At 64.3% G+C, this 22,675-nt stretch carries 33 protein-coding genes; 2 read left to right on the plus strand and 31 right to left on the minus strand.

The annotated features are described in order from the left end of the window. Positions 1-38: 38 nt before the first annotated feature. Entirely contained in the window at positions 39-1,661 is a 1,623-nt protein-coding gene (locus tag AC5P5M_RS14080) for an amidase (RefSeq protein WP_495206047.1), read from the plus strand. A gap of 70 nt (positions 1,662-1,731) precedes the next feature. On the opposite strand, the gene AC5P5M_RS14085 is transcribed toward AC5P5M_RS14080, so the two are convergent. Continuing rightward, positions 1,732-2,874, minus strand: a complete 1,143-nt coding sequence (locus AC5P5M_RS14085; RefSeq protein ID WP_053520335.1) for a mechanosensitive ion channel family protein — start codon at positions 2,872-2,874, stop codon at positions 1,732-1,734. Between the two features lie 533 nt (positions 2,875-3,407). Continuing rightward, positions 3,408-4,799: a class II 3-deoxy-7-phosphoheptulonate synthase gene (locus AC5P5M_RS14090; RefSeq protein ID WP_053519755.1), complete on the minus strand. Its 1,392-nt coding sequence runs from the start codon at positions 4,797-4,799 to the stop codon at positions 3,408-3,410. A 219-nt stretch (positions 4,800-5,018) separates the two neighbouring features. Here AC5P5M_RS14090 and AC5P5M_RS14095 point away from each other — a divergent pair, with 219 nt between their 5' ends. Beyond that, positions 5,019-7,145: a TonB-dependent receptor gene (locus AC5P5M_RS14095; RefSeq protein ID WP_495206048.1), complete on the plus strand. Its 2,127-nt coding sequence runs from the start codon at positions 5,019-5,021 to the stop codon at positions 7,143-7,145. Positions 7,146-7,208: 63 nt separating this feature from the next. Here the strand turns inward: AC5P5M_RS14095 and AC5P5M_RS14100 are convergent, their stop codons facing one another. The 29 genes from AC5P5M_RS14100 to AC5P5M_RS14240 form a co-directional block, all read right to left on the minus strand. Then, positions 7,209-7,715: a disulfide bond formation protein B gene (locus tag AC5P5M_RS14100; protein WP_053519753.1), complete on the minus strand. Its 507-nt coding sequence runs from the start codon at positions 7,713-7,715 to the stop codon at positions 7,209-7,211. Between the two features lie 231 nt (positions 7,716-7,946). After that, a complete protein-coding gene (gene rplQ / locus AC5P5M_RS14105) occupies positions 7,947-8,330 on the minus strand; it encodes a 50S ribosomal protein L17 (RefSeq protein ID WP_053519752.1) in 384 nt (127 codons plus the stop codon). A gap of 191 nt (positions 8,331-8,521) precedes the next feature. Continuing rightward, positions 8,522-9,520 (minus strand): DNA-directed RNA polymerase subunit alpha, encoded by a 999-nt coding sequence (locus AC5P5M_RS14110; RefSeq protein ID WP_004145453.1) that lies wholly within the window; start codon positions 9,518-9,520, stop codon positions 8,522-8,524. A 55-nt stretch (positions 9,521-9,575) separates the two neighbouring features. Next, positions 9,576-10,205, minus strand: coding sequence for a 30S ribosomal protein S4 (gene rpsD / locus AC5P5M_RS14115; RefSeq protein WP_004145446.1), 630 nt, complete (start codon positions 10,203-10,205; stop codon positions 9,576-9,578). A gap of 15 nt (positions 10,206-10,220) precedes the next feature. After that, positions 10,221-10,610: a 30S ribosomal protein S11 gene (rpsK, locus tag AC5P5M_RS14120; protein WP_004145443.1), complete on the minus strand. Its 390-nt coding sequence runs from the start codon at positions 10,608-10,610 to the stop codon at positions 10,221-10,223. 11 nt (positions 10,611-10,621) lie between these two features. Beyond that, entirely contained in the window at positions 10,622-10,978 is a 357-nt protein-coding gene (gene rpsM, locus AC5P5M_RS14125; protein WP_004154500.1) for a 30S ribosomal protein S13, read from the minus strand. Between the two features lie 347 nt (positions 10,979-11,325). Beyond that, positions 11,326-12,693, minus strand: coding sequence for a preprotein translocase subunit SecY (gene secY / locus AC5P5M_RS14130; protein ID WP_005415420.1), 1,368 nt, complete (start codon positions 12,691-12,693; stop codon positions 11,326-11,328). A 7-nt stretch (positions 12,694-12,700) separates the two neighbouring features. Further along, positions 12,701-13,144 (minus strand): 50S ribosomal protein L15, encoded by a 444-nt coding sequence (rplO, locus tag AC5P5M_RS14135; RefSeq protein ID WP_053519751.1) that lies wholly within the window; start codon positions 13,142-13,144, stop codon positions 12,701-12,703. 6 nt (positions 13,145-13,150) lie between these two features. Beyond that, positions 13,151-13,342, minus strand: coding sequence for a 50S ribosomal protein L30 (rpmD, locus tag AC5P5M_RS14140; RefSeq protein WP_004145412.1), 192 nt, complete (start codon positions 13,340-13,342; stop codon positions 13,151-13,153). Continuing rightward, positions 13,335-13,877 (minus strand): 30S ribosomal protein S5, encoded by a 543-nt coding sequence (gene rpsE / locus AC5P5M_RS14145; RefSeq protein ID WP_005408213.1) that lies wholly within the window; start codon positions 13,875-13,877, stop codon positions 13,335-13,337. Before rpsE ends, rpmD begins: the two co-directional genes overlap by 8 nt. Before the next feature lie 160 nt (positions 13,878-14,037). After that, the gene (gene rplR, locus AC5P5M_RS14150) at positions 14,038-14,391 is read right to left on the minus strand and encodes a 50S ribosomal protein L18 (protein ID WP_053519749.1); all 354 of its coding nucleotides are present in this window, start codon (positions 14,389-14,391) and stop codon (positions 14,038-14,040) included. 31 nt (positions 14,392-14,422) lie between these two features. Continuing rightward, positions 14,423-14,947: a 50S ribosomal protein L6 gene (rplF, locus tag AC5P5M_RS14155; RefSeq protein ID WP_053519748.1), complete on the minus strand. Its 525-nt coding sequence runs from the start codon at positions 14,945-14,947 to the stop codon at positions 14,423-14,425. 18 nt (positions 14,948-14,965) lie between these two features. Then, the gene (rpsH, locus tag AC5P5M_RS14160; RefSeq protein WP_005415417.1) at positions 14,966-15,364 is read right to left on the minus strand and encodes a 30S ribosomal protein S8; all 399 of its coding nucleotides are present in this window, start codon (positions 15,362-15,364) and stop codon (positions 14,966-14,968) included. 256 nt (positions 15,365-15,620) lie between these two features. Further along, positions 15,621-15,926: a 30S ribosomal protein S14 gene (gene rpsN / locus AC5P5M_RS14165; RefSeq protein WP_053519747.1), complete on the minus strand. Its 306-nt coding sequence runs from the start codon at positions 15,924-15,926 to the stop codon at positions 15,621-15,623. Between the two features lie 18 nt (positions 15,927-15,944). Then, positions 15,945-16,487 carry a 50S ribosomal protein L5 gene (gene rplE / locus AC5P5M_RS14170; RefSeq protein WP_053519746.1) on the minus strand — a complete coding sequence of 181 codons (543 nt, stop codon included), beginning with the start codon at positions 16,485-16,487 and terminating at the stop codon, positions 15,945-15,947. A gap of 11 nt (positions 16,488-16,498) precedes the next feature. Beyond that, entirely contained in the window at positions 16,499-16,816 is a 318-nt protein-coding gene (gene rplX, locus AC5P5M_RS14175) for a 50S ribosomal protein L24 (RefSeq protein WP_053519745.1), read from the minus strand. Between the two features lie 16 nt (positions 16,817-16,832). Then, positions 16,833-17,201: a 50S ribosomal protein L14 gene (gene rplN / locus AC5P5M_RS14180; protein WP_010483978.1), complete on the minus strand. Its 369-nt coding sequence runs from the start codon at positions 17,199-17,201 to the stop codon at positions 16,833-16,835. A gap of 12 nt (positions 17,202-17,213) precedes the next feature. Next, positions 17,214-17,483, minus strand: a complete 270-nt coding sequence (rpsQ, locus tag AC5P5M_RS14185) for a 30S ribosomal protein S17 (RefSeq protein WP_053519744.1) — start codon at positions 17,481-17,483, stop codon at positions 17,214-17,216. Between the two features lie 11 nt (positions 17,484-17,494). After that, positions 17,495-17,680 carry a 50S ribosomal protein L29 gene (gene rpmC / locus AC5P5M_RS14190; RefSeq protein WP_004154487.1) on the minus strand — a complete coding sequence of 62 codons (186 nt, stop codon included), beginning with the start codon at positions 17,678-17,680 and terminating at the stop codon, positions 17,495-17,497. Next, positions 17,680-18,093: a 50S ribosomal protein L16 gene (gene rplP, locus AC5P5M_RS14195; RefSeq protein ID WP_053519743.1), complete on the minus strand. Its 414-nt coding sequence runs from the start codon at positions 18,091-18,093 to the stop codon at positions 17,680-17,682. The genes rpmC and rplP overlap by 1 nt, the downstream gene beginning before the upstream one ends. Before the next feature lie 5 nt (positions 18,094-18,098). After that, positions 18,099-18,833, minus strand: coding sequence for a 30S ribosomal protein S3 (gene rpsC, locus AC5P5M_RS14200; RefSeq protein ID WP_004145350.1), 735 nt, complete (start codon positions 18,831-18,833; stop codon positions 18,099-18,101). Positions 18,834-18,851: 18 nt separating this feature from the next. Continuing rightward, positions 18,852-19,187, minus strand: coding sequence for a 50S ribosomal protein L22 (rplV, locus tag AC5P5M_RS14205; protein WP_080375339.1), 336 nt, complete (start codon positions 19,185-19,187; stop codon positions 18,852-18,854). A gap of 12 nt (positions 19,188-19,199) precedes the next feature. Continuing rightward, positions 19,200-19,469, minus strand: coding sequence for a 30S ribosomal protein S19 (gene rpsS, locus AC5P5M_RS14210; protein WP_005415413.1), 270 nt, complete (start codon positions 19,467-19,469; stop codon positions 19,200-19,202). A 6-nt stretch (positions 19,470-19,475) separates the two neighbouring features. Then, complete coding sequence (rplB, locus tag AC5P5M_RS14215) at positions 19,476-20,303, minus strand: 50S ribosomal protein L2 (protein ID WP_053519741.1); 828 nt, start codon at positions 20,301-20,303, stop codon at positions 19,476-19,478. Between the two features lie 10 nt (positions 20,304-20,313). Further along, on the minus strand, positions 20,314-20,613 hold the full coding sequence (rplW, locus tag AC5P5M_RS14220) for a 50S ribosomal protein L23 (protein WP_004145338.1): 300 nt from the start codon (positions 20,611-20,613) through the stop codon (positions 20,314-20,316). Beyond that, a complete protein-coding gene (rplD, locus tag AC5P5M_RS14225) occupies positions 20,610-21,215 on the minus strand; it encodes a 50S ribosomal protein L4 (protein WP_053519740.1) in 606 nt (201 codons plus the stop codon). The genes rplW and rplD overlap by 4 nt, the downstream gene beginning before the upstream one ends. Before the next feature lie 12 nt (positions 21,216-21,227). Continuing rightward, positions 21,228-21,878, minus strand: a complete 651-nt coding sequence (rplC, locus tag AC5P5M_RS14230; protein ID WP_004145336.1) for a 50S ribosomal protein L3 — start codon at positions 21,876-21,878, stop codon at positions 21,228-21,230. Between the two features lie 11 nt (positions 21,879-21,889). Continuing rightward, a complete protein-coding gene (rpsJ, locus tag AC5P5M_RS14235) occupies positions 21,890-22,201 on the minus strand; it encodes a 30S ribosomal protein S10 (protein ID WP_005408208.1) in 312 nt (103 codons plus the stop codon). Positions 22,202-22,534: 333 nt separating this feature from the next. Further along, positions 22,535-22,675 (minus strand): EF-Tu C-terminal domain-related protein (locus tag AC5P5M_RS14240; RefSeq protein ID WP_495206049.1); only part of this gene is annotated, 141 nt, incomplete at its 5' end.

The following is a 22,675-nucleotide window of genomic DNA, read 5'->3' on the forward strand; positions in this document are numbered from 1 at the left end:
GCAGCTACACTGGGCATTGGAGCCGACCAAGCCGCCCCATGCGCCCGTCCTTGCCGCCTCTGCTGACCTGCCTGCTCATCGCGCTGCCCGCGTTGTTCATTGTTGGCTGCAGCCCGGCCACGACCAGCGCCCACGCCGCCGAACCCGCGAGCCGCAACGTGCCCTTCCCCTACGCCGAGACCGACCTGGCCGACCTGCAGGCGCGCATGGTGGCCGGCGAACTGGACAGCACCACGCTGACCCACGCCTACCTGCAGCGCATCGCTGCGCTGGATCGCGCCGGGCCGCGCCTGCGTGCCGTCATCGAACTCAACCCGGATGCCCTGCGGGAAGCCGGTGAACGCGATCGCGAGCGCCGGGACGGCCATCTGCGCGGGCCGCTGCATGGCATTCCGGTCCTGCTGAAGGACAACATCAACGCCGCGCCCATGACCACCAGCGCCGGATCGCTCGCGCTGCAGGGTTTCCGCCCCGCCGATGCCTACCTGGTAAGACGCCTGCGCGAGGCCGGCGCGGTCGTGCTGGGCAAGACCAATCTCAGCGAGTGGGCCAACTTCCGCGGCAACGATTCGGTGTCGGGCTGGAGCGCGCGCGGTGGCCAGACCCGCAATCCGTACCGTCTCAGCCATTCGCCCTGTGGCTCCAGCAGCGGCAGCGCGGTGGCGGTGGCCGCCAATCTGGCCAGTGTGGCGATCGGCACCGAGACCGACGGCAGCATCGTCTGCCCGGCCGCGATCAACGGCATCGTCGGCCTGAAACCGACGGTCGGCCTGGTCAGCCGCGAAGGCATCATCCCGATCTCCTTCAGCCAGGACACCGCCGGGCCGATGACGCGCAGCGTCGCCGACGCCGCGGCCGTACTGACGGCGATCGCGGGCCGGGACGATGCCGACCCCGCCACGGCCACCATGCCCGGCCGCGCGGTCTACGACTACACCGCGCGCCTGGACCCCGAAGGCCTGCGCGGCAAGCGCATCGGCCTGCTGCAGACCTCCCTGCTGACATACCGTGGCATGGCACCGCTGATCGATCAGGCCGCCGCCGAACTGCGCCGTGCGGGCGCGGTGGTGGTGCCGGTGGAACTGCCCGACCCGGGCGCCTGGGCCGAAGCCGAGCGGGTCGTGCTGCTGCATGAGTTCAAGGCTGGGCTGGAGCGCTACTTCAAGACCTACCGCGCGCCCCTGCGCAGTCTTGGCGAACTCATCGCCTTCAACCAGGCCCAGGCGCCGCAGGAACTGGGCCTGTTCGGCCAGGAACTGCTGCTGGAGGCCAACACCACTGCCGGACTGGCCGACCCTGCCTACATCCGTGCGCGCAGCGATGCGCGGCGCCTGGCCGGGCCGGAAGGCATCGACGCCGTCCTGGCTGCCTACCAGCTGGATGCGCTGGTTGCACCGACCACCGGCACAGCCTGGCCCATCCGCCGCGAAGGCGACGATTTCCCGGGTGAGAGCTACAGCGTGGCAGCGGTCGCGGGTTACCCCAGCCTGAGCGTGCCGATGGGACAGATCAACGGCCTGCCGGTCGGCCTGCTGTTCATGGGCACGGCCTGGAGCGAGCCGAAGCTGATCGAAATGGCCTACGCCTACGAGCAACGCACGCGTGCGCGCCGTCCACCTCATTTCGAAACCGACACCCTGATCGACACTGGCGAGCCTTGATCTGCCCGGGCTGCCCGGGCTGCCCGGCGGACCGGGCGGTACCGCTGCGCTCGCCGGGCACGTCCCGGCGCTAGCGGTCGGGGTCCGGTTCCACCGGTGCGATCGCGGCCTCGCCGTCCTCCGCCCCGGGTGAACGCACATCTGCCGTACGTGCACGCGGTGCGCGCGGCATGTCCAGCTCATCCTCGCGCTGCAACCGCGCGCGCAGCTGCGGCAGTGATTGCGGATGCTCGCGCGCCAGGAAATCCAGCATGCGCTCGCGCACCAGGCAGCGAAGATCGAAGGCATCGCCGGAGCTGCGTGCACTGACCAGCAGGCGCACCTGGATTGCCCGCTCGCTGGTTTCGGTCACCTGGGTCACGCAGACCCGTCCATCCCACAGCGCCTCGCCGCGGCAGATGCGCTCCAGTTCGCTGCGGATCGCCGCGATCGGCGCGCGGTAGTCCAGCCACAGGAACGCCGTGCCGAGCAGATCGGCGCTGCGCCGGGTCCAGTTCTGGAAGGGGTTCTCGATGAACCAGGTCAGCGGCACCACCATCCGCCGCTCGTCCCAGATGCGTACCACCACATAGCTGCTGCCGATCTCCTCCACGCGCCCCCACTCGCCTTCAACGATCACCACATCATCCAGCCGGATCGGCTGGGTCACTGCGATCTGCAGGCCGGCGATGAGGTTGCCGAACACCGGCTTGGCCGCGATGCCCGCGACCAGCCCGATCAGACCGGCCGAGGCCAGCAGGGCGGCGCCGATCTTCTGCACCATCGGGAATGTCAGCAGCACCAGCGATGCACCGAGCACGATGATGCCGCCCATCAGCACGCGGCTCAGCACCCGCGTCTGGGTCTGGATGCGTCGGGCTTCCAGATTGTCCGAGACGTCGATGGGATGACTGCGCAGGATCGCACGCTCGCCGGCGGCCACCGCGCGCACCAGCAGCCAGATGAAACAGGCCGTCAGCGCGATGTGCAGCCCGTGCTGCAGATGCCCCAGCAGAGGCTCCTGCAGTGGCGTGGCCTGCAGCGCCGGGATCAGCAGCAGCAAGGGCCATGCGGTCGCCATTGGCAGACCAAGCACACGACCGATGCGCGCGCGCCGGCGATCACGCCCTTTCAGCCGGTGATAGATCCACAGGATCAGCCAGGCGCCGATGCCGCCTACCAGCGCCGCCAGACCCAGCGGCCATGCATATGCCTGTGCGCTTTGCCAGTGCACGGTTGCCACCTCCACTCGAACAGCAGCGGACAGCCTCGCGCATGGCGCATGAGCGTCACGTCAGTCGTTCGTAAGGAGGGTGTTGGTCTGCAGGGCTTGCAGCCTGCATCTGCTGCGGGCTGGAGCAACAGCGACAGCGACAGCGACAGCGACAGCAACTGCAACTGCAACTGCAACAGCCGAAGCAGAAGCGGATTTCCTGCGGGATGGCGGGGTGGGTCCGGTTGCGGGAGACGCCGTAAACCCATCCATGGGGGCTTGGCCGCGGCATCCATGCCGCGGACACTCCCGCAACCGGCCCCACCCCGCCTTCGACAGATTTTCGGGATCTGTCGGAATGGCTCGTGGGGTCAGATCCGCTTTTTCTGCGGAAAACGGATCTGACCCCAGATTGATTTCGATATCGGACAGAGATTCATCCACGCATGGCGTGGATCTGACAGACACCGGGAATCCGCCATCCCACGGAATGCCCGCATTTGACGTCGACGTTGACTCCGCAGGTGCAGGGCTGCAAGCCCTGCCGAAAACCCTTAGCGAACCTGTTCCTGCTTGCGCACGATCGCCATCGCGATCTCCAGCGACTGCTCGTAGTTCAGCCGCGGATCGACCGTGGAACGATACGCGCGCTCAAGATCACGCTCGGTGAGCTCGCGCGCGCCACCGGTGCATTCGGTCACGTCCTCGCCGGTCAGCTCCAGGTGCACGCCGCCCAAGCGCGTACCTGCCGCGGCGTGCAGATCGAACGACAACTCCACCTCGCGGCGCACGTTGTCAAAGCGGCGCGTCTTGAACCCATTGGCGGTGCTCTCGGTGTTGCCGTGCATGGCATCGCACACCCACAGCACGCGGCGGCCGTCGCGCTTGACCGCTTCCAGCAGCGACGGCAGCTTTTCGGCTATCTGCGTCGCGCCCATGCGGTGAATGAAGGTCAGGCGCCCCGGCTCGTCGTCCGGATTGAGTACATCGATCAGGCGCAGCAGCTGGTCCGGCGAAACCGACGGCCCAACCTTGATCGCGATCGGATTGCGCACGCCCCGCAGGTACTCCACGTGCGCGCCGTCGAGCGCAGCCGTGCGCATGCCGATCCAGGGATAGTGCGTGCTCAGGTTCAACCAGCCCTGCTGGCGCGGCACCTGCCGGGTCAGCGCCTGCTCGTAGGGCAGCAGCAGGGCTTCGTGCGATGTGTAGAAGTCGATGCGGTTGAGGTTGTGCACCCGGGCACCGGCCAGGGTTTCCATGAAGTGCACGGCATCGCCGATCGATGCCACCATCTTCTGGTACTCGGCGGCGAGCGGCGAATGCCGCACCCAGTCCAGGTTCCAGTACTCGGGGTGGTGCAGGTCGGCGAAGCCGCCATCGATCAGCGCCCGCACGAAATTCATCGTCATCGCCGAATGCGCGTGGGCCTGCAGCATCCGCTTCGGGTCGGGCAGGCGCGCGGCTTCGGTGAAGGCCGGCGCATTGATCACATCGCCCCGGTAGCTGGGCAGCGTCACCCCATCACGGGTCTCGGTATCAGCCGAGCGTGGCTTGGCGTACTGGCCGGCGAAGCGGCCGACGCGGATCACCGGCTGGCGCAGGCCATGCACCAGTACCAGGCTCATCTGCAGCAGCACCTTCAGCCGATTGGAGATGGTGCCGGACTCACAGTCGCTGAAGTTCTCGGCGCAATCGCCGCCCTGCAGCAGGAAGCGCTTGCCCTCCTGCGCCTCCGCCAGCTGCTGCTTCAGCGCCAGGATCTCCCACGAGGTCACCAGAGGGGGGAGCCGCTTCAGCTCATGCAGGGCAGCATCCAGCGCCACCGGGTCGGGATAGGTCGGCATCTGCAGTGCGGTCTTGCCGCGCCAGCTCTCCGGCGACCAGGCAGCACCCGCAGCGGTTGCGGCAGGATCGGGAACCGGTGAAACGGCGGACAGGCTCATTGCAGACTTCCGGGGTGGGGGACGGTCATGGTCGCAGAGCCGGCCGCCGCCGCAAAGGGCCAGCCCTTCCGGCCCGATGCCTGAACGCCAGGGAAAGCACGCGCCGAGCAGCCACAGACCGCATGGTCGGCGGCGCCGGCAGAGGCGCATGATCTGTTACGGAGTAACACTCACCCTCATGGACCGGCCCCCTCCACGCCCCAGGCCCTGCTCTCTCCCATGAAGCCCTCACGCCTCGCTACCAGCATCACCTTCGCCCTGGCCCTGGCCAGCACGCCCCCCCTTGCCGCAGCCGCGGATGACGCCGGGCCCGCAGTGAAAAACCTGGATGCGGTCACCGTCAGCGCCCACCTCGATCAGGCCCGCAACGCGCTGTCGCCGGACATCGGCAGCAGCCAGTACCAGATCACCGCCGAGGACATCCAGAAGCAGCCGCTCGGCGCCTCCGCCGCACTCAGCCAGGTGCTGCTGCAGGCCCCGGGCGTGGTCCAGGACTCCTACGGCGGTGTCCATGTGCGTGGTGATCACGCCAACCTGCAGTACCGCATCAACGGCGTGCTGCTGCCCGAATCGATCTCCGGCTTCGGCCAGACCCTGGATACGCGAACCATCAGGAGCATCCGGCTGATGGATGGCGCACTGCCGGCGCAGTTCGGCGAACGCACCGCCGCAGTGGTGGACATCACCACCCGCAGTGGCGCCGAACTGGGCAACGGCGGCAGCGCCGGACTGACTGCCGGGTCGTTCGGCAAGGTCAATCCCAACGCCTCCTGGTGGGGCAACCAGGGACGCTGGAGCTGGTTCCTGACCGGCAACTACGACCAGAACGAGGTCGGCCTGGAGAACCCGACGAACTCGCGCCGGCCGCTGCACGACGACACCCACCAGGGCAAGGCGTTCGCCGACCTCACCTATCTGCTGGACGAGAACACGCGCGTGAGCGTGTTCGCCGGCATTGCCAACAACCGCTTCCAGATTCCGGTGAACCCGGGCCAGACACCGCAGTTCGGCTACCTCGATAACTCCACGTTCGACTCCAGCCAGCTGGATGAGACCCAGCGCGAGACCACGCGCTTCGGCATGCTGGTGCTGCAGGGGACGCTGGGCGCCAGCGCGTACCAGCTGTCGGCCGGCCAACGCTACAGCGATGTCGGGTTCAATCCCGATGTGGCGGGCGATCTGGTGTTCAGCGGTGTTGCTTCACAGGTCCAGCGCAGCAACCGCGCCAACACCGTGCAGGCCGACGTTTCCACCCCGCTGGGCAGCGATCACACGCTGCGCTATGGCCTGTACGGCAATCATGAGACCGCGCGGGCCCACAGCAGCAGTTGGGTGTTCCCGGTTGACGACGCCGGCCAGCAGGCCAGCACCACGCCCCTGCTGATTCCCGACCGCAGTGCTTTCCACGCCAGCACGCTGGCGCTCTACGTGCAGGACGAGTGGAAGATCGGAGACAACTGGACGGTCAACTATGGTCTGCGCGGCGACCGCTACACGGCCTTCGGGCGGACCGAAGGCCAGATCAGCCCGCGCCTGGGCGTGGTCTGGAATGCCGGCGACAGCACCACCCTGCACGCAGGCTATGCGCGCTACTTCACACCACCGGCCAGCGAGCTGATCGCCTCCGACGACATCGCGCTGTACGACGGCACCAGCAACCAGCAGCCCAGTGATGGCAACGCCACGCCACTGGCCGAGCGCAGTGACTACTACGACCTCGGCATCTCGCAGCAGATCGGCGAGCACCTGACACTCGGCGTGGATGCGTATGACCGGCGTGTCGCCCGCCTGCAGGATGAAGGCCAGTTCGGCGCCGCCTACCTCTATTCAACGTTCAACTATCGTCGCGGCCACATCCGCGGCCTGGAGTTCAGCGCCGACTACAGCGACGGACCGTTCAGCGCTTACTTCAACGCTGCATACAACAAGGCGATCGGCACCCAGGTGATCACCGGCCAGTACAACCTCGACCCGGACGCCCTGGCCTACGTGGCCGACCATTGGATCCACCTGGACCACGACCAGAAGCTGACCTCGTCGGGCGGTGTCAGCTATGCCTTCGCCGGACACAACCGGATCGGTGCCAACTACGTGTTCGGCAGTGGCCTGCGCTCGGACACCGAAGGTGTACCCAATGGGGGCGAGCTGCCGTCCTACCTGCAGGTGAACCTCAGTGCTGGCCACGATTTCAACGCCGACAGCGGCCATCCGCTGCATGCACAGCTGGCGTTGATCAACGCGCTGGATCGCAGCTATCAGCTGCGCGATGGCGGCGGCGTAGGCGTGTTCGCCCCCCAGTGGGGGCCGCGACGCGGCGCCTATCTCAGCCTGCAACAGGATTTCTGATCGATGTCGCTGCCCCCGGCAGAGCCGAGCCCATGCCCGGCTCTGCTGGGGCGCGTCAGTTACTCAGCGCCTGACCCTGCGCAACGGCACCAGCAGTGCCCACAGCCCCAGCAGCACGAACCACACGCCCGACCACATCGGCATGGTCAGTCCGAGGAAGGTCCAGTCGATGTTGCCGCAGTTGCCGGTACCGGTCAGCACCGTGCGGAACACCTCGAACGGGCCCATGGTCTCGCGCAGGAAGCTCAGCGGCGGACCACAGGTGGCACCCATTTCCGGCGGCAGCATCTGCACGTAGACATGGCGCGCGGCGATGCCGACGCCGACGGCTGCCGCAATGAAGGCAAGGATGCCGTACGTCACCCGTCCCGGCCGGTTCGACGGGCCGTGCAGTGCGCCCAGCAGGAACAGCAGGCCGAGCGCGGCAAAGGCCAGCCGCTGGAAGATGCACAGCGGGCACGGCTCCAGCCCCATCTTCAGCTGCAGGAAAATCGCATAGCCCAGCAGGCCCACGCAGATCAGGAAGCCCAGCAGGAACTGGGCGCGGAAGGGCCAGCGCAGAGGATTCATCGTGAATGCTCGAATGGATCAGGCGCCAAGCGTAACCGACCGCGCCTGCCATTCGAACCGCTGCCGGTGACGCTCGTCGGAACGGTGCGGGCCACTTCCCTTCGCAGGTAGCGCCGGGCCATGCCCGGCGAGTGCAGCGGAAACGTAAACGCCGGGCATCGCCCGGCGCTACCAGAACGCAAAAGCCCGGCAGATGCCGGGCTTTCACTGTGTCGCGTTGGAGCGGTCCGATTACTCGGCCACTTCCTCGGCCACGGCCGGACGGTCGACCAGCTCGACGTAGGCCATCGGAGCATTGTCGCCGGCGCGGAAGCCGCACTTCAGCAGACGCAGGTAGCCGCCCGGACGGTTCGCGTAGCGCGGGCCCAGGATGGTGAACAGGTTGCCCACGGCTTCGTTGTCACGCAGGCGGGCAAAGGCCAGACGGCGGTTGGCAACGGAATCGACCTTGGCCAGGGTGATCAGCGGCTCGGCGACGCGGCGCAGTTCCTTGGCCTTCGGCAGGGTGGTCTTGATCAGCTCGTGCTTGAACAGCGAGGCGGCCATGTTCTTGAACATCGCTTCGCGATGGGCGCTGGTACGGCTGAACTTACGGCCAGACTTCTGGTGACGCATGGTGATGTTCCTTGGTTAATGATGTGGCTGTGTGGATCGTTGTCGCCATCCTGGCGTTGCTGCACGGACTGCGGATGGTCCTGGCCGCCCGTCCTGGACGACCTGCCCGCGAACCTGCGGTTCGTCATGGCATCTTGCGGTGAAGGCTCCACCGCTGACGGTGGAGCCTTCGGGTACAGCAGGAGGCTTTATCAGCCCAGCATGCCGTGGCTGGCGACGCCGGCCGGCGGCCAGTTCTCCAGCTTCATGCCAAGCGACAGGCCACGCTGGGCCAGCACTTCCTTGATCTCGGTGAGCGACTTCTTGCCCAGGTTCGGGGTCTTCAGCAGCTCCACTTCGGTCTTCTGGATCAGATCGCCGATGTAGTAGATGCTTTCAGCCTTCAGGCAGTTGGCCGAACGCACGGTCAGCTCCAGATCGTCGATCGGGCGCAGCAGCACCGGATCCACGCCGTTGTTGGCCGGCTTGGCCGCACCGCGGTCGCGGTGGGTGAAGTCACCGAACACCGACAGCTGATCGCTGAGGATGTCGGCGGCGGTGCGCACGGCTTCCTCGGCATCGATGGTGCCGTTGGTCTCGATATCGATGACCAGCTTGTCCAGGTCGGTACGCTGTTCGACGCGGGCCGCTTCCACGGCATAGGCGACGCGGCGGACCGGCGAGAACGAGGCATCCAGGACCAGGCGGCCGATGGCACGGGTTTCTTCGTCCGGACGACGACGCGCAGCAGCCGGCTGGTAGCCGAAACCACGCTCGATCTTCAGACGCATGTTCACTGCCGTATCCTTGGTCAGGTGGCAGATCACATGGTCGCCGTTCAGGATCTCCACATTGTGGTCGACCTTGATATCGGCAGCGGTGACAACGCCCGGGCCCTGCTTGGACAGGGACAGGGTGGCGCTGTCGCCGGAGTGCATACGGATGGCCACGTCCTTCAGGTTCAGCAGGACTTCGAGCACGTCCTCCTGCAGACCTTCGACCGTGGTGTACTCATGCAACACGCCGTCGATTTCGACTTCCGTGATGGCGAAGCCCGGGATGGACGACAGCAGCACGCGACGCAGGGCGTTGCCCAGCGTATGCCCGTAACCCCGCTCCAAAGGTTCGATAACGACCTTTGCACGGGTGTCGGTAAGGCGTTCGATCTGCGGACCGCGAGGACGCAGAACCTGGTTGGCGGTAACCGTCATGTTGCGGGTTCTCCTAGTGAACCCCCGGCCGTCGCCGGGGGCTCTCCAATGTGAATTACTTCGAATACAGCTCGACGATCAGCGCTTCGTTGATGTCCGCAGGCAGATCCGAACGATCCGGAACCGCCTTGAAGATGCCGGTGAACTTGCCGGAATCCACTTCAACCCACGACGGGCTCAGGTCATGCTGTGCGGCGACGGTCAGGGCTTCCTGGACGCGCAGCTGCTTGGCAGCCTTCTCGGACAGCGCGATGGCATCGCCAGCCTTGACCTGGTACGAAGCCAGGTTGACCGACTTGCCATTCACGGTGACGCCGCGGTGCGACACCAGCTGGCGGGCAGCCGGACGGGTCACGGCGAAGCCCATGCGGTAGACGACGTTGTCCAGGCGGGTTTCCAGCAGCTGCAGCAGGTTCTCGCCGGTGTTGCCCTTCTTGGTCGAGGCCTTCTTGTAGTAGTTGCGGAACTGACGCTCCAGCAGGCCGTAGATACGCTTGACCTTCTGCTTTTCACGCAGCTGGGTGGCGTAGTCGGACAGCTTGCCCTTGCGGGCAGTGGCGCCATGCTGGCCGGGCTTCTGCTCCAGCTTGCACTTGGAGTCCAGCGCACGCGCCGGGCTCTTCAGGGACAGGTCGGCGCCTTCGCGGCGGGCGAGCTTACAGGTAGGACCGATATAACGAGCCATTTCTTATCGCTCCCTTTAGACGCGACGCTTCTTCGGCGGACGGCACCCGTTGTGCGGGATGGGCGTCACGTCGATGATGTTGGTGATCTTGTAGCCGACGTTGTTCAACGAACGCACGGCCGACTCACGGCCCGGACCCGGGCCCTTGATGCGGACTTCCAGCGACTTCACGCCGTAGTCCAGCGCAGCACGACCGGCCTTCTCGGCAGCCACCTGGGCAGCGAACGGGGTCGACTTGCGCGAACCGCGGAAGCCAGCGCCACCGGAGGTCGCCCACGACAGAGCATTGCCCTGGCGGTCGGTGATGGTGACGATGGTGTTGTTGAACGAAGCGTGGACGTGGGCAACGCCGTCAGTGACGACGCGCTTGATCTTCTTCTTGGTCTTAGCAGCGGGCTTAGCCATTTCTCAGTCCCTTACTTCTTGATCGCCTTGCGCGGACCCTTGCGGGTGCGGGCGTTGGTACGGGTGCGCTGGCCACGCAGCGGGAGGCCACGACGGTGACGCAGGCCGCGGTAGCAGCCCAGGTCCATCAGGCGCTTGATCGCGATGCCGATCTCACGGCGCAGATCGCCTTCCACGATGTACTTGCCGACTTCGGCGCGCAGGCGCTCGATTTCCGGCTCCGACAGATCGCGGATCTTGGTGGTCGAAGCGACGCCTGCGACTTCGCAGACCTTCTTCGAACGGGTACGGCCGATGCCGTAAATGCTTTGCAACCCGACCCAGACATGCTTCTGGGCTGGCAGGTTGACGCCTGCAATACGCGCCATGACGCGGTTCTCCAGCTGAGTGATGGCCGACAGCGCGCCTCGGGCACGCCAATCCGGCAGGATGGATCAAAAAAGTGAACTAGCGATACTAACAAGGTTCCGGTTTACATGGAAGCCCGTGAAACCAGAGGTTTCATGAACCCGGCCTGGGGAGTGTGCCCAGGCTCCGGCGCCGGATGGGGTTGATCCCGGGAGGTCTCCCGGGGCCGCCCGCGCTACTCCTGCGCGGGACCACCTCATCACACCCCCACCCGGAACCGCTGCGGGGGCCGCCCTTCGTTTGTGTGGCCGGAGTCCGCGAAGCGGAGGGACCATCACGTCAGGAAGACGAAAGTATAACAGGCGAATCAGCCGCGGGCAAAACCGCCGCGGTTGCCACCCTTCAGGTTGGCCTTCTTCAGCAGGCTCTCGTACTGGTGGGACATCAGGTGCGCCTGCACCTGGGCGATGAAGTCCATCACCACCACCACCACGATCAGCAGCGAGGTACCGCCGAAGTAGAACGAGGCGTTCAGCTGCGTGCGCATCAGTTCCGGCAGCAGGCAGACGATCACCAGGTAGGCCGAGCCGGCTGCGGTCAGGCGGGTCAGCACGCCGTCGATGTAGTCGGCAGTGGCCTTGCCCGGACGGATGCCCGGAATCAGCGCGCCCGACTTCTTCAGGTTGTCGGCGGTTTCCTGCGAGTTGAACACCAGCGCGGTATAGAAGAACGCGAAACCGGTGATCAGCGCAGCGAACACGATCATGTGCAGCGGCTCGCCCGGACCCAGCGCGTTGGCGACCTTCTGCAGGACCTGGCCGAAGCTGCTCTGGTTGGCCGCCTGGCCGGACCACATGGCCAGAGTGGCCGGGAAGGCCAGCAGGCTCGAGGCGAAGATCGCCGGGATGACGCCGGCCATGTTGAGCTTCAGCGGCAGGAACGAGGTCTGGTTCATGTACGCATTGCGACCGCCCTGGCGGCGCGCGTAATTGACCGTGATCCGGCGCTGGCCGCGCTCGACGAACACCACGAAGAAGGTGAAGGCGAGAACGACGATGGCGATCAGCAGCAGCTGGATGAACTGGATGTTGCCGTCGCGGTAGGCATCGAAGGTATGGATGACCGCGCCCGGCAGGCCCGCCACGATACCGGCGAAGATGATCAGCGACACGCCGTTGCCGATGCCGCGCTCGGTGACCTGCTCACCGACCCACATCAGGAACATGGTGCCGGCGGTCAGCGCGACCACGGCGGTGAGCACGAAGCCCATGCCCGGCGCGTACACGACCGGAGCGCCCGACGGCGAGACCTGGCCCTGCAGGGCCAGAGCGATCGAACCGCCCTGCACCACTGCCAGCAGCACGGCGCCGATGCGCGAATACTGGGTGATCTTGCGGCGACCGGACTCACCTTCCTTCTGCATCGCCTTCAGGGCGGGGAAGATGTGCACGGCCAGCTGCATCACGATCGATGCCGAGATGTACGGCATCACGTTCAGCGCGAAGATGCTGAAACGGTGCAGCGCGCCGCCCGAGAACATGTTGAACATGTCCACGATGCCGCCGCCCTGCTGTTGCATCATGGCAAGCATGGCATCGGGATTGACGCCCGGCACCGGCACGTAGCAGCCGATGCGATAGACGATCAAAGCCCCGACGACGAACAGCAAACGTTGGCGAAGTTCAGTGAACTTGCCCATTCCGCCCGCGAGGTTACCGATGCCAGCTTGCGCCATGATTTTCTTACTCCGTTACGCTGCCGCCGGCAGCTTCGATCGCAGCCTTGGCACCGGCCGTGGCAGCAACACCCTTCAGGGTGAACGCCTTGGTCACTTCGCCCTTGACGACGACCTTGGCCTTCTTGGCAGTGCTCGGGACCAGCTTGGCGGCACGCAGGGCGGCGAAGTCGATCTCGCCGGCCGGCAGCTTGTCCAGCTGGTACAGCAGCACTTCAGCGGTGTCCTTGGCGATCGGCGAACGGAAGCCGATCTTCGGCAGACGACGCTGCATGGGGGTCTGGCCGCCTTCGAAGCCGGCCTTGATCTTGCCGCCACCCTTGCGGGCGAACGAACCCTTGTGGCCGCGGCCGGCAGTCTTGCCCAGGCCCGAGCCGATACCGCGACCGACGCGGGTGCGCTCGGTACGGGCGCCCGGTGCCGGGCTCAGTTCATTGAGACGCAGAGTCATGATCGATTACTCCTCAACCTTGACGAGGTAGTGAACGGTATTGATCAGGCCGCGAACCTGCGGGCTGTCCTTCAGTTCACGCACATCGTTGAGCTTGTTCAGACCCAGGGCACGCACCGACAGGCGGTGACGCGACTGAGCACCACGCAGGCCGCGCACCAGGCGCACCTTCACAGTCTTGTTGGACTCATTAGCCATGGTTGAGTTCCTCCACCTTCTTGCCGCGCTTGGCCGCGATGCGGGCCGGCGACTGCGCTGCAGACAGGCCCTTCACGGTGGCGCGCACCAGGTTGATCGGGTTGCGCGAACCGGTGGCCTTGGCCAGCACGTTCTTCACGCCAACCGCTTCCAGGACGGCGCGCATGGCACCGCCGGCGATGACGCCGGTACCTTCCGAAGCCGGCTGCATGAACACGCGGGCTGCGCCATGACCATCCTTGATGGTGTGCCACAGGGTGCCGTTGTTCAGGTCAACGCTGACCAGGTTCTTGCGGGCCTGTTCCATCGACTTCTGGATGGCGACCGGCACTTCGCGGGCCTTGCCATAACCGAAACCGACCTTGCCTTCGCCGTCGCCGACCACGGTCAGGGCGGTGAAGGTGAACTGGCGACCACCCTTGACGGTCTTGCTGACGCGGTTGACCGCGACCAGCTTTTCGATCATGCCGTCGTCGATCTTCTCTTCGCGGTTACGGTCGCGATCGCGACCCCGCTGCTGACGCTCTTCTGCCATGTTGATTCCTTGGTTGTTGGGTATGTACGGCTCAGGGCCGCTTATGGTTGTGGAATGACGCGTCGTTCCGGTGGGCCACTACAGAAGAATGGCGCCGTCCAGCCTCGCTCAGGCTGGCGAGCAGGCGGACAGGGGGCCATCGGCCCCCTGCCCCGATCCCTTAGAACTGCAGGCCGGCTTCGCGGGCAGCCTCTGCCAGGGCCTTGATACGGCCGTGGTAACGGTAACCCGAACGATCGAAGGCAACCTTCTCGACGCCGGCGGCCTTGGCACGCTCAGCGACGATGCGGCCAACCTTGGCGGCGGCATCGACATTCTTGCCGCTCTTCAGGCCTTCCTTGACGTCGGTCTGGGTGGTGTTGGCGGCAGCCAGCACCTTGGAACCGTCGGCGGTGAAGACCTGGGCATACAGGTGCTGGCCGGTGCGCAGCACCGACAGGCGGGCGACGCCGAGCTCACGGATGTGGGCGCGGGTCGACTTGGCGCGACGCAGGCGGGCGATGTTCTTGTTCATGATGTTTTTCCTATGAAAGCGGAAGCGCCTATTAGGCCTTCTTGGCTTCCTTACGGATGATGACTTCGTCGGAGTACTTCACGCCCTTGCCCTTGTACGGCTCCGGCTTGCGGAACGCACGGATCTTGGCGGCAACTTCACCGACGGCCTGCTTGTCCGCGCCCTGGACCAGGATCTCGGTCTGGGTCGGGGTGGACAGCGTGATGCCTTCCGGCGCCACGAACACGACCGGGTGCGAGAAGCCCAGCGACAGGCTCAGGTCCTTGCCCTGCATGGCAGCGCGGTAACCCACGCCGACCAGCTCCAGCTTGCGCTCGAAGCCTTCGGACACGCCCTTGACCATGTTGGCCAGGATCGCACGCACGGTACCGGTCAGTGCGACCAGTTCGACGTTCTCGGTGCTCAGGGTGGCAACGCCGTTATCGACGTTGATGGCAATACCGGCCGGCTTGGCCAGCGACAGGGTGCCCTTCGGGCCCTTGGCGGTGACGCTTTCCGACTGGACGTTCAGTTCAACCTTACCCAGGTCGATCGGCTTCTTGGCTACGCGGGACATAGTTCTACTCCTTTCGCCTTAGGCCACGAAGCACAGGACTTCGCCGCCGACGCCCAGCTGGCGCGCCTGCGCATCAGTCATGATGCCCTTGGAGGTGGAAATGATGGAGATGCCCAGGCCGTTCATGACCTTCGGCAGCTCGCTCTTGCCGCGGTACTGGCGCAGGCCCGAACGCGAGAAGCGCTTCAGGGTCGCGATGACCGGCTTGCCTTCGAAATACTTCAGCACGATTTCCAGCTCGGCCTTGTTGTTCTCCAGCTGGGTAACGCGCAGGTCGGTGATGTAACCCTCGTCCTTCAGGACCTGGGCGATCGCAACCTTGATCTTGGACGACGGGGCTTTCACCGTCTGCTTGCCAACCGCGGCCGCATTCTTGATGCGGACCAGCAGGTCGGCGATGGGATCAGTCATGCTCATATGAGTACCTTTGAGTGCACCGATATCCGCTTTCGCGAAAATCTGTTGTCTCCTGGAAACGGGCCAGGTCCCTTGATGCAGCGGACCTGTGGCCCGCCCTACAACCCCGTCTGCACAGGGCAAGACGCGGGAGTATACGCCAAAAGAGCCCGACTTGCGTCGGGCTCTTCGGGTTTTTTGCGAAAGGGAGGCTGAATGCCTCCCCTCCCCGGTTCAGGAACCCCGGAGGGGCGCCTGATCGCAGGACCGGCTGGGATTACCAGCTGGCCTTGCGCAGACCCGGGACGTCGCCACGCATGGTGGCTTCACGCAGCTTGTTGCGGCCCAGGCCGAACTTGCTGTAGACGCCACGCGGACGGCCGGACAGTTCGCAGCGGTTGCGCTGGCGGCTCGGCGACGAATCGCGCGGCAGCTTGGCCAGCTTGGCAGCAGCTTCGATCTTCTCGTCGTAGCTCGCGTCCACCGAGGACACGATCTTCTTCAGAGCAGCACGCTTCTCAGCGTACTTCTTGGCCAGCTTTTCCCGCTTGATGTCGCGGTTGACCATGGAGGTCTTTGCCATTTCGGTTTCCTCGACGGATCAGTTACGGAACGGGAACTTGAACGCTGCCAGCAGCGCCTTCGCTTCCGCGTCGGTCTTCGCAGTGGTGGTGATGGCGATATCCATACCGCGGATCGCGTCGACAGCGTCGAAGTCGATTTCCGGGAAGATGATCTGTTCCTTCACACCCATGTTGAAGTTGCCGCGACCGTCGAAGGAACGACCAGAGACACCACGGAAGTCGCGCACGCGCGGCAGCGAGATGTTGATCAGGCGATCCAGGAACTCGTACATCTTGTGGCGACGCAGCGTGGTCTTGCAGCCGATCGGCCAACCATCACGGATCTTGAACGACGCAACCGAAATACGCGACTTGGTGACAACCGGCTTCTGGCCGGAAATCTTGGTCATGTCGCCGACGGCGTTTTCCAGGATCTTCTTGTTGGTGGCCGCTTCGCCGACACCCATGTTCAGGGTGACCTTGACGAGCTTCGGCACTTCCATCGGATTGGTGTAGCCGAACTGCTTCATCAGCGCCGGCACCACTTCGTCCTTGTAGAACTTTTCGAGACGGGAAGTCATCTTCTCATTCCTCAGGCGTCGAGCGCCTCACCGCTGGAGCGGAACACACGCAGTTTGCGTCCATCCTCCAGCACCTTGAAGCCAACGCGTTCGCCCTTGCCCGAAGCCGGGTTCAGCACATTCACGTTGGAGATATGGATCGAAGCTTCACGCTCGACCACGCCGCCGGCAACGCCTGCCTGCGGGTTCGGCTTGGTGTGGCGCTTGACGATGTTCACGTTGGCGACGACCACACGGTCGCCGTCGACGCGGACGACTTCGCCCTGCTTGCCCTTGTCCTTGCCGGTGTTGACGACGACCTGGTCGCCCTTCTTGATACGGTTAGCCATGATTATCTCCTGTCGCTCACAGCACTTCGGGAGCGAGCGAGACGATCTTCATGAACTTCTCCGAACGAAGTTCACGGGTCACCGGCCCGAAGATACGGGTACCGATCGGCTCCTGCTTGTTGTTCAGCAGGACGGCAGCGTTGCCGTCGAAGCGGATCAGCGAGCCGTCGGCGCGACGCACACCCTTGCGGGTACGCACCACGACGGCGTCATACACTTCACCCTTCTTGACCTTGCCGCGCGGAATCGCATCCTTCACGGTGACCTTGATGATGTCGCCGATGCCGGCGTAACGGCGCTTGGAACCACCCAGCACCTTGAAGCACATCACCTGCTTGGCACCCGAATTGTCCGCGACGTCAAGGTAGCTCTGCATCTGGATCATGATTCAGACTCCTTATTCAGCCGCACGCGTGATGACTTCCACCACGCGCCAGTTCTTGGTCTTGGACATCGGAGCAATCTCGGTCACGCGGACGACATCGCCTTCCTTGCAGGCGTTGTCGGCATCGTGGGCGTGCAGCTTCGTCGAGCGCTTGATGTACTTGCCGTACAGTGCGTGCTTGACCTGACGCTCAACCAGGACGGTAACCGTCTTGTCCATCTTGTTGCTGACGACACGGCCTTCGACCGTGCGCAGCGTCTTGTTTTCAGTATTGTCGCTCATAGCGGCCATCCTTACTTCGTGCTGCCGAGCAGGGTCTTGACGCGAGCAATCTCGCGACGGACCCGGCGGATGTCGTGGGTCTTCGGCAGCTGGCCGGTGACCTGCTGCATACGGACAGAGAACTGTTCCTTACGCAGGTCGATCAGGTGGGCCTTGAGTTCGTCAGCCGACTTTTCACGGAGAGTTTTGATATCCATCAGCGCACCGTACGGGTCACGAAAGTGGTGGTGACCGAGAGCTTGGCGGCGGCCAGGCGGAACGCCTCGCGAGCCACTTCCTCGGAAACACCCTCGATTTCATAGATCATGCGGCCGGGCTGGATCTGGGCCACCCAGTATTCCACGTTACCCTTACCCGAACCCATTCGAACTTCGATGGGCTTCTTGGTGATGGGCTTGTCGGGGAACACGCGGATCCACATCTTGCCGCCGCGCTTGACGTAGCGGCTGATCGAGCGGCGAGCCGCTTCGATCTGACGCGCGGTCAGCTGACCGTGTGCGGTTGCCTTCAGGCCGTATTCGCCGAAGCTGACAGCGTTGGCGCTCCAGCTCAGGCCTTCGTTACGGCCCTTGTGTACCTTGCGGTACTTGGTTCGCTTGGGTTGCAACATTGTCGTTACCTCGCTTCACGGGCCGGGCGCTGACGGTCACCACGGTCGCCGCGATCGTGACGATCGTTGCGCGACGGGGTGTCGTCCTGCTTTTCCTGGCCAACCTGGGAGAAATCGAAGACCTCGCCCTTGTAGATCCAGACCTTGATGCCGATGATGCCGTAGGTCGTCTTGGCTTCAGCGAAGCCATAGTCGATGTCGGCACGCAGGGTGTGCAGCGGCACGCGGCCTTCGCGGTACCACTCCGAACGGGCGATTTCAGCACCGTTGAGGCGGCCACCCACGTTGACCTTGATGCCCAGGGCACCCAGGCGCATCGCGTTGCCCACCGAGCGCTTCATTGCGCGGCGGAACATGATGCGACGCTCCAGCTGCTGGGCGATCGACTCGGCAACGAGCTGCGCGTCCAGTTCCGGCTTGCGCACTTCGGTGACGTTGATGTGCGCCGGAACGCCCATCATCTCGCTCACTTCCTTGCGCAGCTTCTCGATGTCCTCACCACGCTTGCCGATCACCACGCCCGGACGGGCGGTGTGGATCGTCACGCGCGCGGTCTTGGCCGGACGCTCGATCAGGATCTTGCTGATGCCGGCCTGAGCCAGCTTCTTGCGCAGCATTTCGCGAACTTTCAGGTCGGCTGCCAGGTAACCAGCGAACTCGGCCTTGTTGGCGTACCACTTGGAGTTCCAGTCCTTGGAAATACCGAGACGGATACCAATCGGATGAACTTTATGACCCATGGTCTTTTCCTTATCCGCTTACTTGCCGGCGCCCACAACCACAGTGATGTGGCTGGTGCGCTTGAGGATGCGGGTACCGCGGCCTTTCGCCCGCGCCATGAAACGCTTCAGGGTCGGACCTTCATCAACCATGATGGTCTGAACCTTCAGCTCGTCGACGTCGGCGCCCTGGTTGTTCTCAGCGTTGGCAATAGCCGACTCCACCACCTTCTTGATCAGGTGGGCAGCCTTCTTGTCCGAGAACTTCAGCAGATTGACCGCACGTTCGGCCGGCAGACCGCGCACCTGGTCAGCGACCAGGCGAGCCTTCTGCGGGGAGATGCGCGCAGTGCGCAGGATGGCTTTCGCTTCCATTGTCATCTCTCCTTACTTGCCCGACTTCTTGTCACCACCGTGACCCTTGAAGGTCCGGGTGATGGCAAATTCGCCGAGCTTGTGGCCGACCATGTTCTCGTTGACGAGAACCGGGATGTGGTTCTTGCCGTTATGCACGGCAATGGTGATGCCTACCATGTCAGGCAGGATCATCGAACGGCGCGACCAGGTCTTGATCGGCTTCTTGCTGCCCGCAGCGGCCTCCACCTTCTTGACGAGGTGGTGATCGACGAACGGGCCCTTCTTGAGTGAACGTGCCATGGTCGATTAGCCCCTACGATCGCGGACGATGAACTGCTGAGTGCGCTTGTTATGGCGCGTCTTGTAACCCTTGGTCGGGACACCCCACGGGGTGACCGGATGCGGGTTACCCTGGCCGGCCTTGGCCTCACCACCACCGTGCGGGTGGTCAACCGGGTTCATGGCAGCACCACGAACGGTCGGGCGGACGCCGCGCCAGCGCTTGGCACCGGCCTTGCCCAGCTTTTCCAGGCTGTGCTCGTCGTTGCCGACTTCGCCGATGGTGGCGCAGCACTCGACCGGAACCTTACGCATTTCACCCGAGCGCAGGCGCAGGGTGGCGTAGATGCCTTCGCGGGCGACCAGCTGCACGGCAGCACCTGCAGCGCGGGCGATCTGAGCGCCCTTGCCCGGCTTCAGCTCGATGCAGTGGATGGTGGTACCGACCGGGATGTTGCGCAGCGGCAGGGTGTTGCCCGCCTTGATCGGGGCATCCGAACCAGCGATCACCTGATCACCGGCCTTCAGGCCCTTCGGGGCGATGATGTAGCGACGCTCGCCGTCGACGTAGCACAGCAGGGCGATATGGGCGGTGCGGTTCGGATCGTATTCGATGCGTTCCACGCGCGCCGGGATGCCCAGCTTGTTGCGCTTGAAGTCGATGATGCGGTAGTGCTGCTTGTGGCCACCACCGACGTGACGGGTGGTGATGCGGCCGTGGTGGTTACGACCACCCGAGCGGCTCTGCGACTCGACCAGCGCAGCGTGCGGAGCACCCTTGTGCAGGTCGGGCGTAACCACGCGCACGGCCGAACGGCGGCCGGGGGAAGTGGGCTTGAATTTCATCAATGGCATGGGATGTACCTCAGGCCTTGGCCGTTACATCGATCGACTGGCCATCGGCCAGGCGAACGTACGCCTTGCGCCAATCGCCGCGGCGGCCAGCACGGTTACGGAAGGACTTGTTCTTGCCCTTGACGTTGACCACGTTGACGGCTTCGACCTTGACGTCGAACAGCTGCTCAACCGCGGCCTTTACATCGGCCTTGGTGGCTTCGTTCGAAACTTCGAAGACATACTGGTTGGAGAGTTCCTGCAGGCGCGCGGTCTTTTCGGAGACACGCGGGGCACGCAGCACGCTGAAGATTTTTTCGTTGCTGTTCATGCCAGCCACTCCTCGACCTTCTTGACCGCGTCAGCGGTGATGACGACCGTGTCGGCACCGACCAGCGACACCGGGTCCAGGCCCTGCACGTCACGCACCTGCACGTACGGCAGATTGCGGGCGGACAGGTACAGGTGCTCGGAGGCTTCCTCGGTGACGATCAGCGGGCGCTTGCCCACTTCCAGGCCGGCCAGCTTGGCGATCAGACCCTTCGTGCTGGTCGCTTCGACATCGAAGGCCTCCACGATGGTCAGACGGCCCTGACGGTTCAGCTCGGACAGGATCGCGCACATGGCGGCACGGTACTGCTTACGATTGACCTTCTGCTCGAAGCTGCGCGGCTTGGCCGCGAAGGTGACACCGCCGCCGACGAAGATCGGAGCCGTCAGTGCGCCATGACGCGCGCCGCCGCCCTTCTGCTTCTTCGACTTCTTGGTGGTACCAGCCACTTCGGAGCGAGTCTTCTGTGCCTTGGTGCCGGCGCGACCGGCGTTGCGGTAAGCAACGACGACCTGGTGGACCAGATCTTCGCTGAAATCGCGACCGAACACGGCGTCGGAGACCGAGACCTTGTTGTTGCTACCCGTGATAACGAGTTCCATCGTCATCTCTCCTTATGCCTTGCTCGCCGGACGGACGATCACATCGCCACCCGCCGCGCCAGGAACGGCGCCGCGAACCGCAATCAGACCGCGCTCGACGTCGACCTTGACCACTTCCAGGTTCTGGGTGCTCTGCTGCACCGCGCCCATGTGGCCCGACATCTTCTTGCCCGGGAAAACGCGACCCGGGGTCTGGCGCTGACCCAGCGAACCCGGCGCGCGATGCGACAGCGAGTTACCGTGGGTTGCATCGCCCATACGGAAGTTGTGGCGCTTGATGGTGCCCTGGAAACCCTTACCCTTGGTGACACCCTGGACGTCGACGATCTGGCCGACTTCGAAGATGTCCGCCTTGACTTCGCCGCCGACGGCGAAGTCGCCGAGCTGCGCGTCTTCAACGCGGAATTCCCACAGGCCACGACCCGCTTCCACCTTCGCCTTGGCGAAGTGGCCGGCTTCCGGCTTGTTGACCAGGGCAGCGCGACGCGCGCCGACGGTCACCTGCACGGCGCTGTAGCCGTCGGTTTCGACGGTCTTGATCTGCGCGATGCGGTTCGGGGTGGCTTCGATCAGGGTCACCGGGATGGAACGACCATCTTCGGTGAACACGCGGCTCATGCCGGCCTTGCGGCCCACGAAGCCCAACGAATACTTCTTCGTCATGGTCGTAGTCCTCAGGTCAGCTTGATCTGAACGTCGACGCCGGCAGCCAGTTCGAGCTTCATCAGCGCGTCCACGGTCTTGTCATTCGGGTCAACGATATCGAGCACGCGCTTGTGCGTGCGGGTCTCGTACTGGTCACGCGCGTCCTTGTCGACGTGCGGGGAAACGAGAACGGTGTAACGCTCGATCTTGGTCGGCAGCGGGATCGGGCCACGCACTTGCGCGCCGGTCCGCTTTGCCGTTTCAACGATCTCGCTGGCCGAACGGTCGATCAGACGATGATCGAACGCTTTCAGCCGGATCCGGATCTTTTGGTCCGCCATGGCGGTAGGTTCCTTCGTTAAAAGAGCGACAGACAAAGCCTCTGGGTTGCTTTGCCCCATGAAATTCCTGCATACGGACGGCCCGCACTCCTGCAGGCCGACAAGGTCAATCCGTAGACCTCAAAAACGTAGGCAGACCAGTTTCCCAGCCTGCCCAGACATAGAAGCATAATGGCACGCCAGGCAGCTGTCAACAGTCTCCTGTTGACGCCGCCTGAATGGCCTTGACCCTTCCTGGTCCGGGGAACACAAGGCACATCCTGTGCCTGCTTTCCCATTTTGATACGCCCCGATGCCCTACCCAGGCAACATCGGGGCGCAGAGTCTAACAGATTACTTGATGATCTTCGAGACCACGCCGGCGCCGACGGTGCGGCCACCTTCGCGGATGGCGAAGCGCAGGCCTTCGTCCATCGCGACCGGGTTGATCAGGGTCACGGTCATCTTGACGTTGTCACCCGGCATCACCATTTC

This window comes from Stenotrophomonas sp. YJH_SMC_106-19, from assembly GCF_059368375.1.

Excerpts from the sequence above, each read along its gene's own strand:
- AC5P5M_RS14080 (WP_495206047.1), top strand. The coding sequence starts at position 39 with ATGCGCCCGTCCTTGCCGCCTCTGCTGACCTGCCTGCTCATCGCGCTG.
- AC5P5M_RS14090 (WP_053519755.1), bottom strand. The coding sequence starts at position 4,799 with ATGAGCCTGTCCGCCGTTTCACCGGTTCCCGATCCTGCCGCAACCGCT.
- AC5P5M_RS14095 (WP_495206048.1), top strand. The coding sequence starts at position 5,019 with ATGAAGCCCTCACGCCTCGCTACCAGCATCACCTTCGCCCTGGCCCTG.
- AC5P5M_RS14100 (WP_053519753.1), bottom strand. The coding sequence starts at position 7,715 with ATGAATCCTCTGCGCTGGCCCTTCCGCGCCCAGTTCCTGCTGGGCTTC.
- rplQ (WP_053519752.1), bottom strand. The coding sequence starts at position 8,330 with ATGCGTCACCAGAAGTCTGGCCGTAAGTTCAGCCGTACCAGCGCCCAT.
- AC5P5M_RS14110 (WP_004145453.1), bottom strand. The coding sequence starts at position 9,520 with ATGACGGTTACCGCCAACCAGGTTCTGCGTCCTCGCGGTCCGCAGATC.
- rpsD (WP_004145446.1), bottom strand. The coding sequence starts at position 10,205 with ATGGCTCGTTATATCGGTCCTACCTGTAAGCTCGCCCGCCGCGAAGGC.
- rpsK (WP_004145443.1), bottom strand. The coding sequence starts at position 10,610 with ATGGCTAAGCCCGCTGCTAAGACCAAGAAGAAGATCAAGCGCGTCGTC.
- rpsM (WP_004154500.1), bottom strand. The coding sequence starts at position 10,978 with ATGGCGCGTATTGCAGGCGTCAACCTGCCAGCCCAGAAGCATGTCTGG.
- secY (WP_005415420.1), bottom strand. The coding sequence starts at position 12,693 with ATGGCGCAAGCTGGCATCGGTAACCTCGCGGGCGGAATGGGCAAGTTC.
- rplO (WP_053519751.1), bottom strand. The coding sequence starts at position 13,144 with ATGACTCTGCGTCTCAATGAACTGAGCCCGGCACCGGGCGCCCGTACC.
- rpmD (WP_004145412.1), bottom strand. The coding sequence starts at position 13,342 with ATGGCTAATGAGTCCAACAAGACTGTGAAGGTGCGCCTGGTGCGCGGC.
- rpsE (WP_005408213.1), bottom strand. The coding sequence starts at position 13,877 with ATGGCAGAAGAGCGTCAGCAGCGGGGTCGCGATCGCGACCGTAACCGC.
- rplR (WP_053519749.1), bottom strand. The coding sequence starts at position 14,391 with ATGAACAAGAACATCGCCCGCCTGCGTCGCGCCAAGTCGACCCGCGCC.
- rplF (WP_053519748.1), bottom strand. The coding sequence starts at position 14,947 with ATGTCCCGCGTAGCCAAGAAGCCGATCGACCTGGGTAAGGTTGAACTG.
- rpsH (WP_005415417.1), bottom strand. The coding sequence starts at position 15,364 with ATGAGCATGACTGATCCCATCGCCGACCTGCTGGTCCGCATCAAGAAT.
- rpsN (WP_053519747.1), bottom strand. The coding sequence starts at position 15,926 with ATGGCAAAGACCTCCATGGTCAACCGCGACATCAAGCGGGAAAAGCTG.
- rplE (WP_053519746.1), bottom strand. The coding sequence starts at position 16,487 with ATGACTTCCCGTCTCGAAAAGTTCTACAAGGACGAAGTGGTGCCGGCG.
- rplX (WP_053519745.1), bottom strand. The coding sequence starts at position 16,816 with ATGGCTAACCGTATCAAGAAGGGCGACCAGGTCGTCGTCAACACCGGC.
- rplN (WP_010483978.1), bottom strand. The coding sequence starts at position 17,201 with ATGATCCAGATGCAGAGCTACCTTGACGTCGCGGACAATTCGGGTGCC.
- rpsQ (WP_053519744.1), bottom strand. The coding sequence starts at position 17,483 with ATGAGCGACAATACTGAAAACAAGACGCTGCGCACGGTCGAAGGCCGT.
- rpmC (WP_004154487.1), bottom strand. The coding sequence starts at position 17,680 with ATGGATATCAAAACTCTCCGTGAAAAGTCGGCTGACGAACTCAAGGCC.
- rplP (WP_053519743.1), bottom strand. The coding sequence starts at position 18,093 with ATGTTGCAACCCAAGCGAACCAAGTACCGCAAGGTACACAAGGGCCGT.
- rpsC (WP_004145350.1), bottom strand. The coding sequence starts at position 18,833 with ATGGGTCATAAAGTTCATCCGATTGGTATCCGTCTCGGTATTTCCAAG.
- rplV (WP_080375339.1), bottom strand. The coding sequence starts at position 19,187 with ATGGAAGCGAAAGCCATCCTGCGCACTGCGCGCATCTCCCCGCAGAAG.
- rpsS (WP_005415413.1), bottom strand. The coding sequence starts at position 19,469 with ATGGCACGTTCACTCAAGAAGGGCCCGTTCGTCGATCACCACCTCGTC.
- rplB (WP_053519741.1), bottom strand. The coding sequence starts at position 20,303 with ATGCCATTGATGAAATTCAAGCCCACTTCCCCCGGCCGCCGTTCGGCC.
- rplW (WP_004145338.1), bottom strand. The coding sequence starts at position 20,613 with ATGAACAGCAACGAAAAAATCTTCAGCGTGCTGCGTGCCCCGCGTGTC.
- rplD (WP_053519740.1), bottom strand. The coding sequence starts at position 21,215 with ATGGAACTCGTTATCACGGGTAGCAACAACAAGGTCTCGGTCTCCGAC.
- rplC (WP_004145336.1), bottom strand. The coding sequence starts at position 21,878 with ATGACGAAGAAGTATTCGTTGGGCTTCGTGGGCCGCAAGGCCGGCATG.
- rpsJ (WP_005408208.1), bottom strand. The coding sequence starts at position 22,201 with ATGGCGGACCAAAAGATCCGGATCCGGCTGAAAGCGTTCGATCATCGT.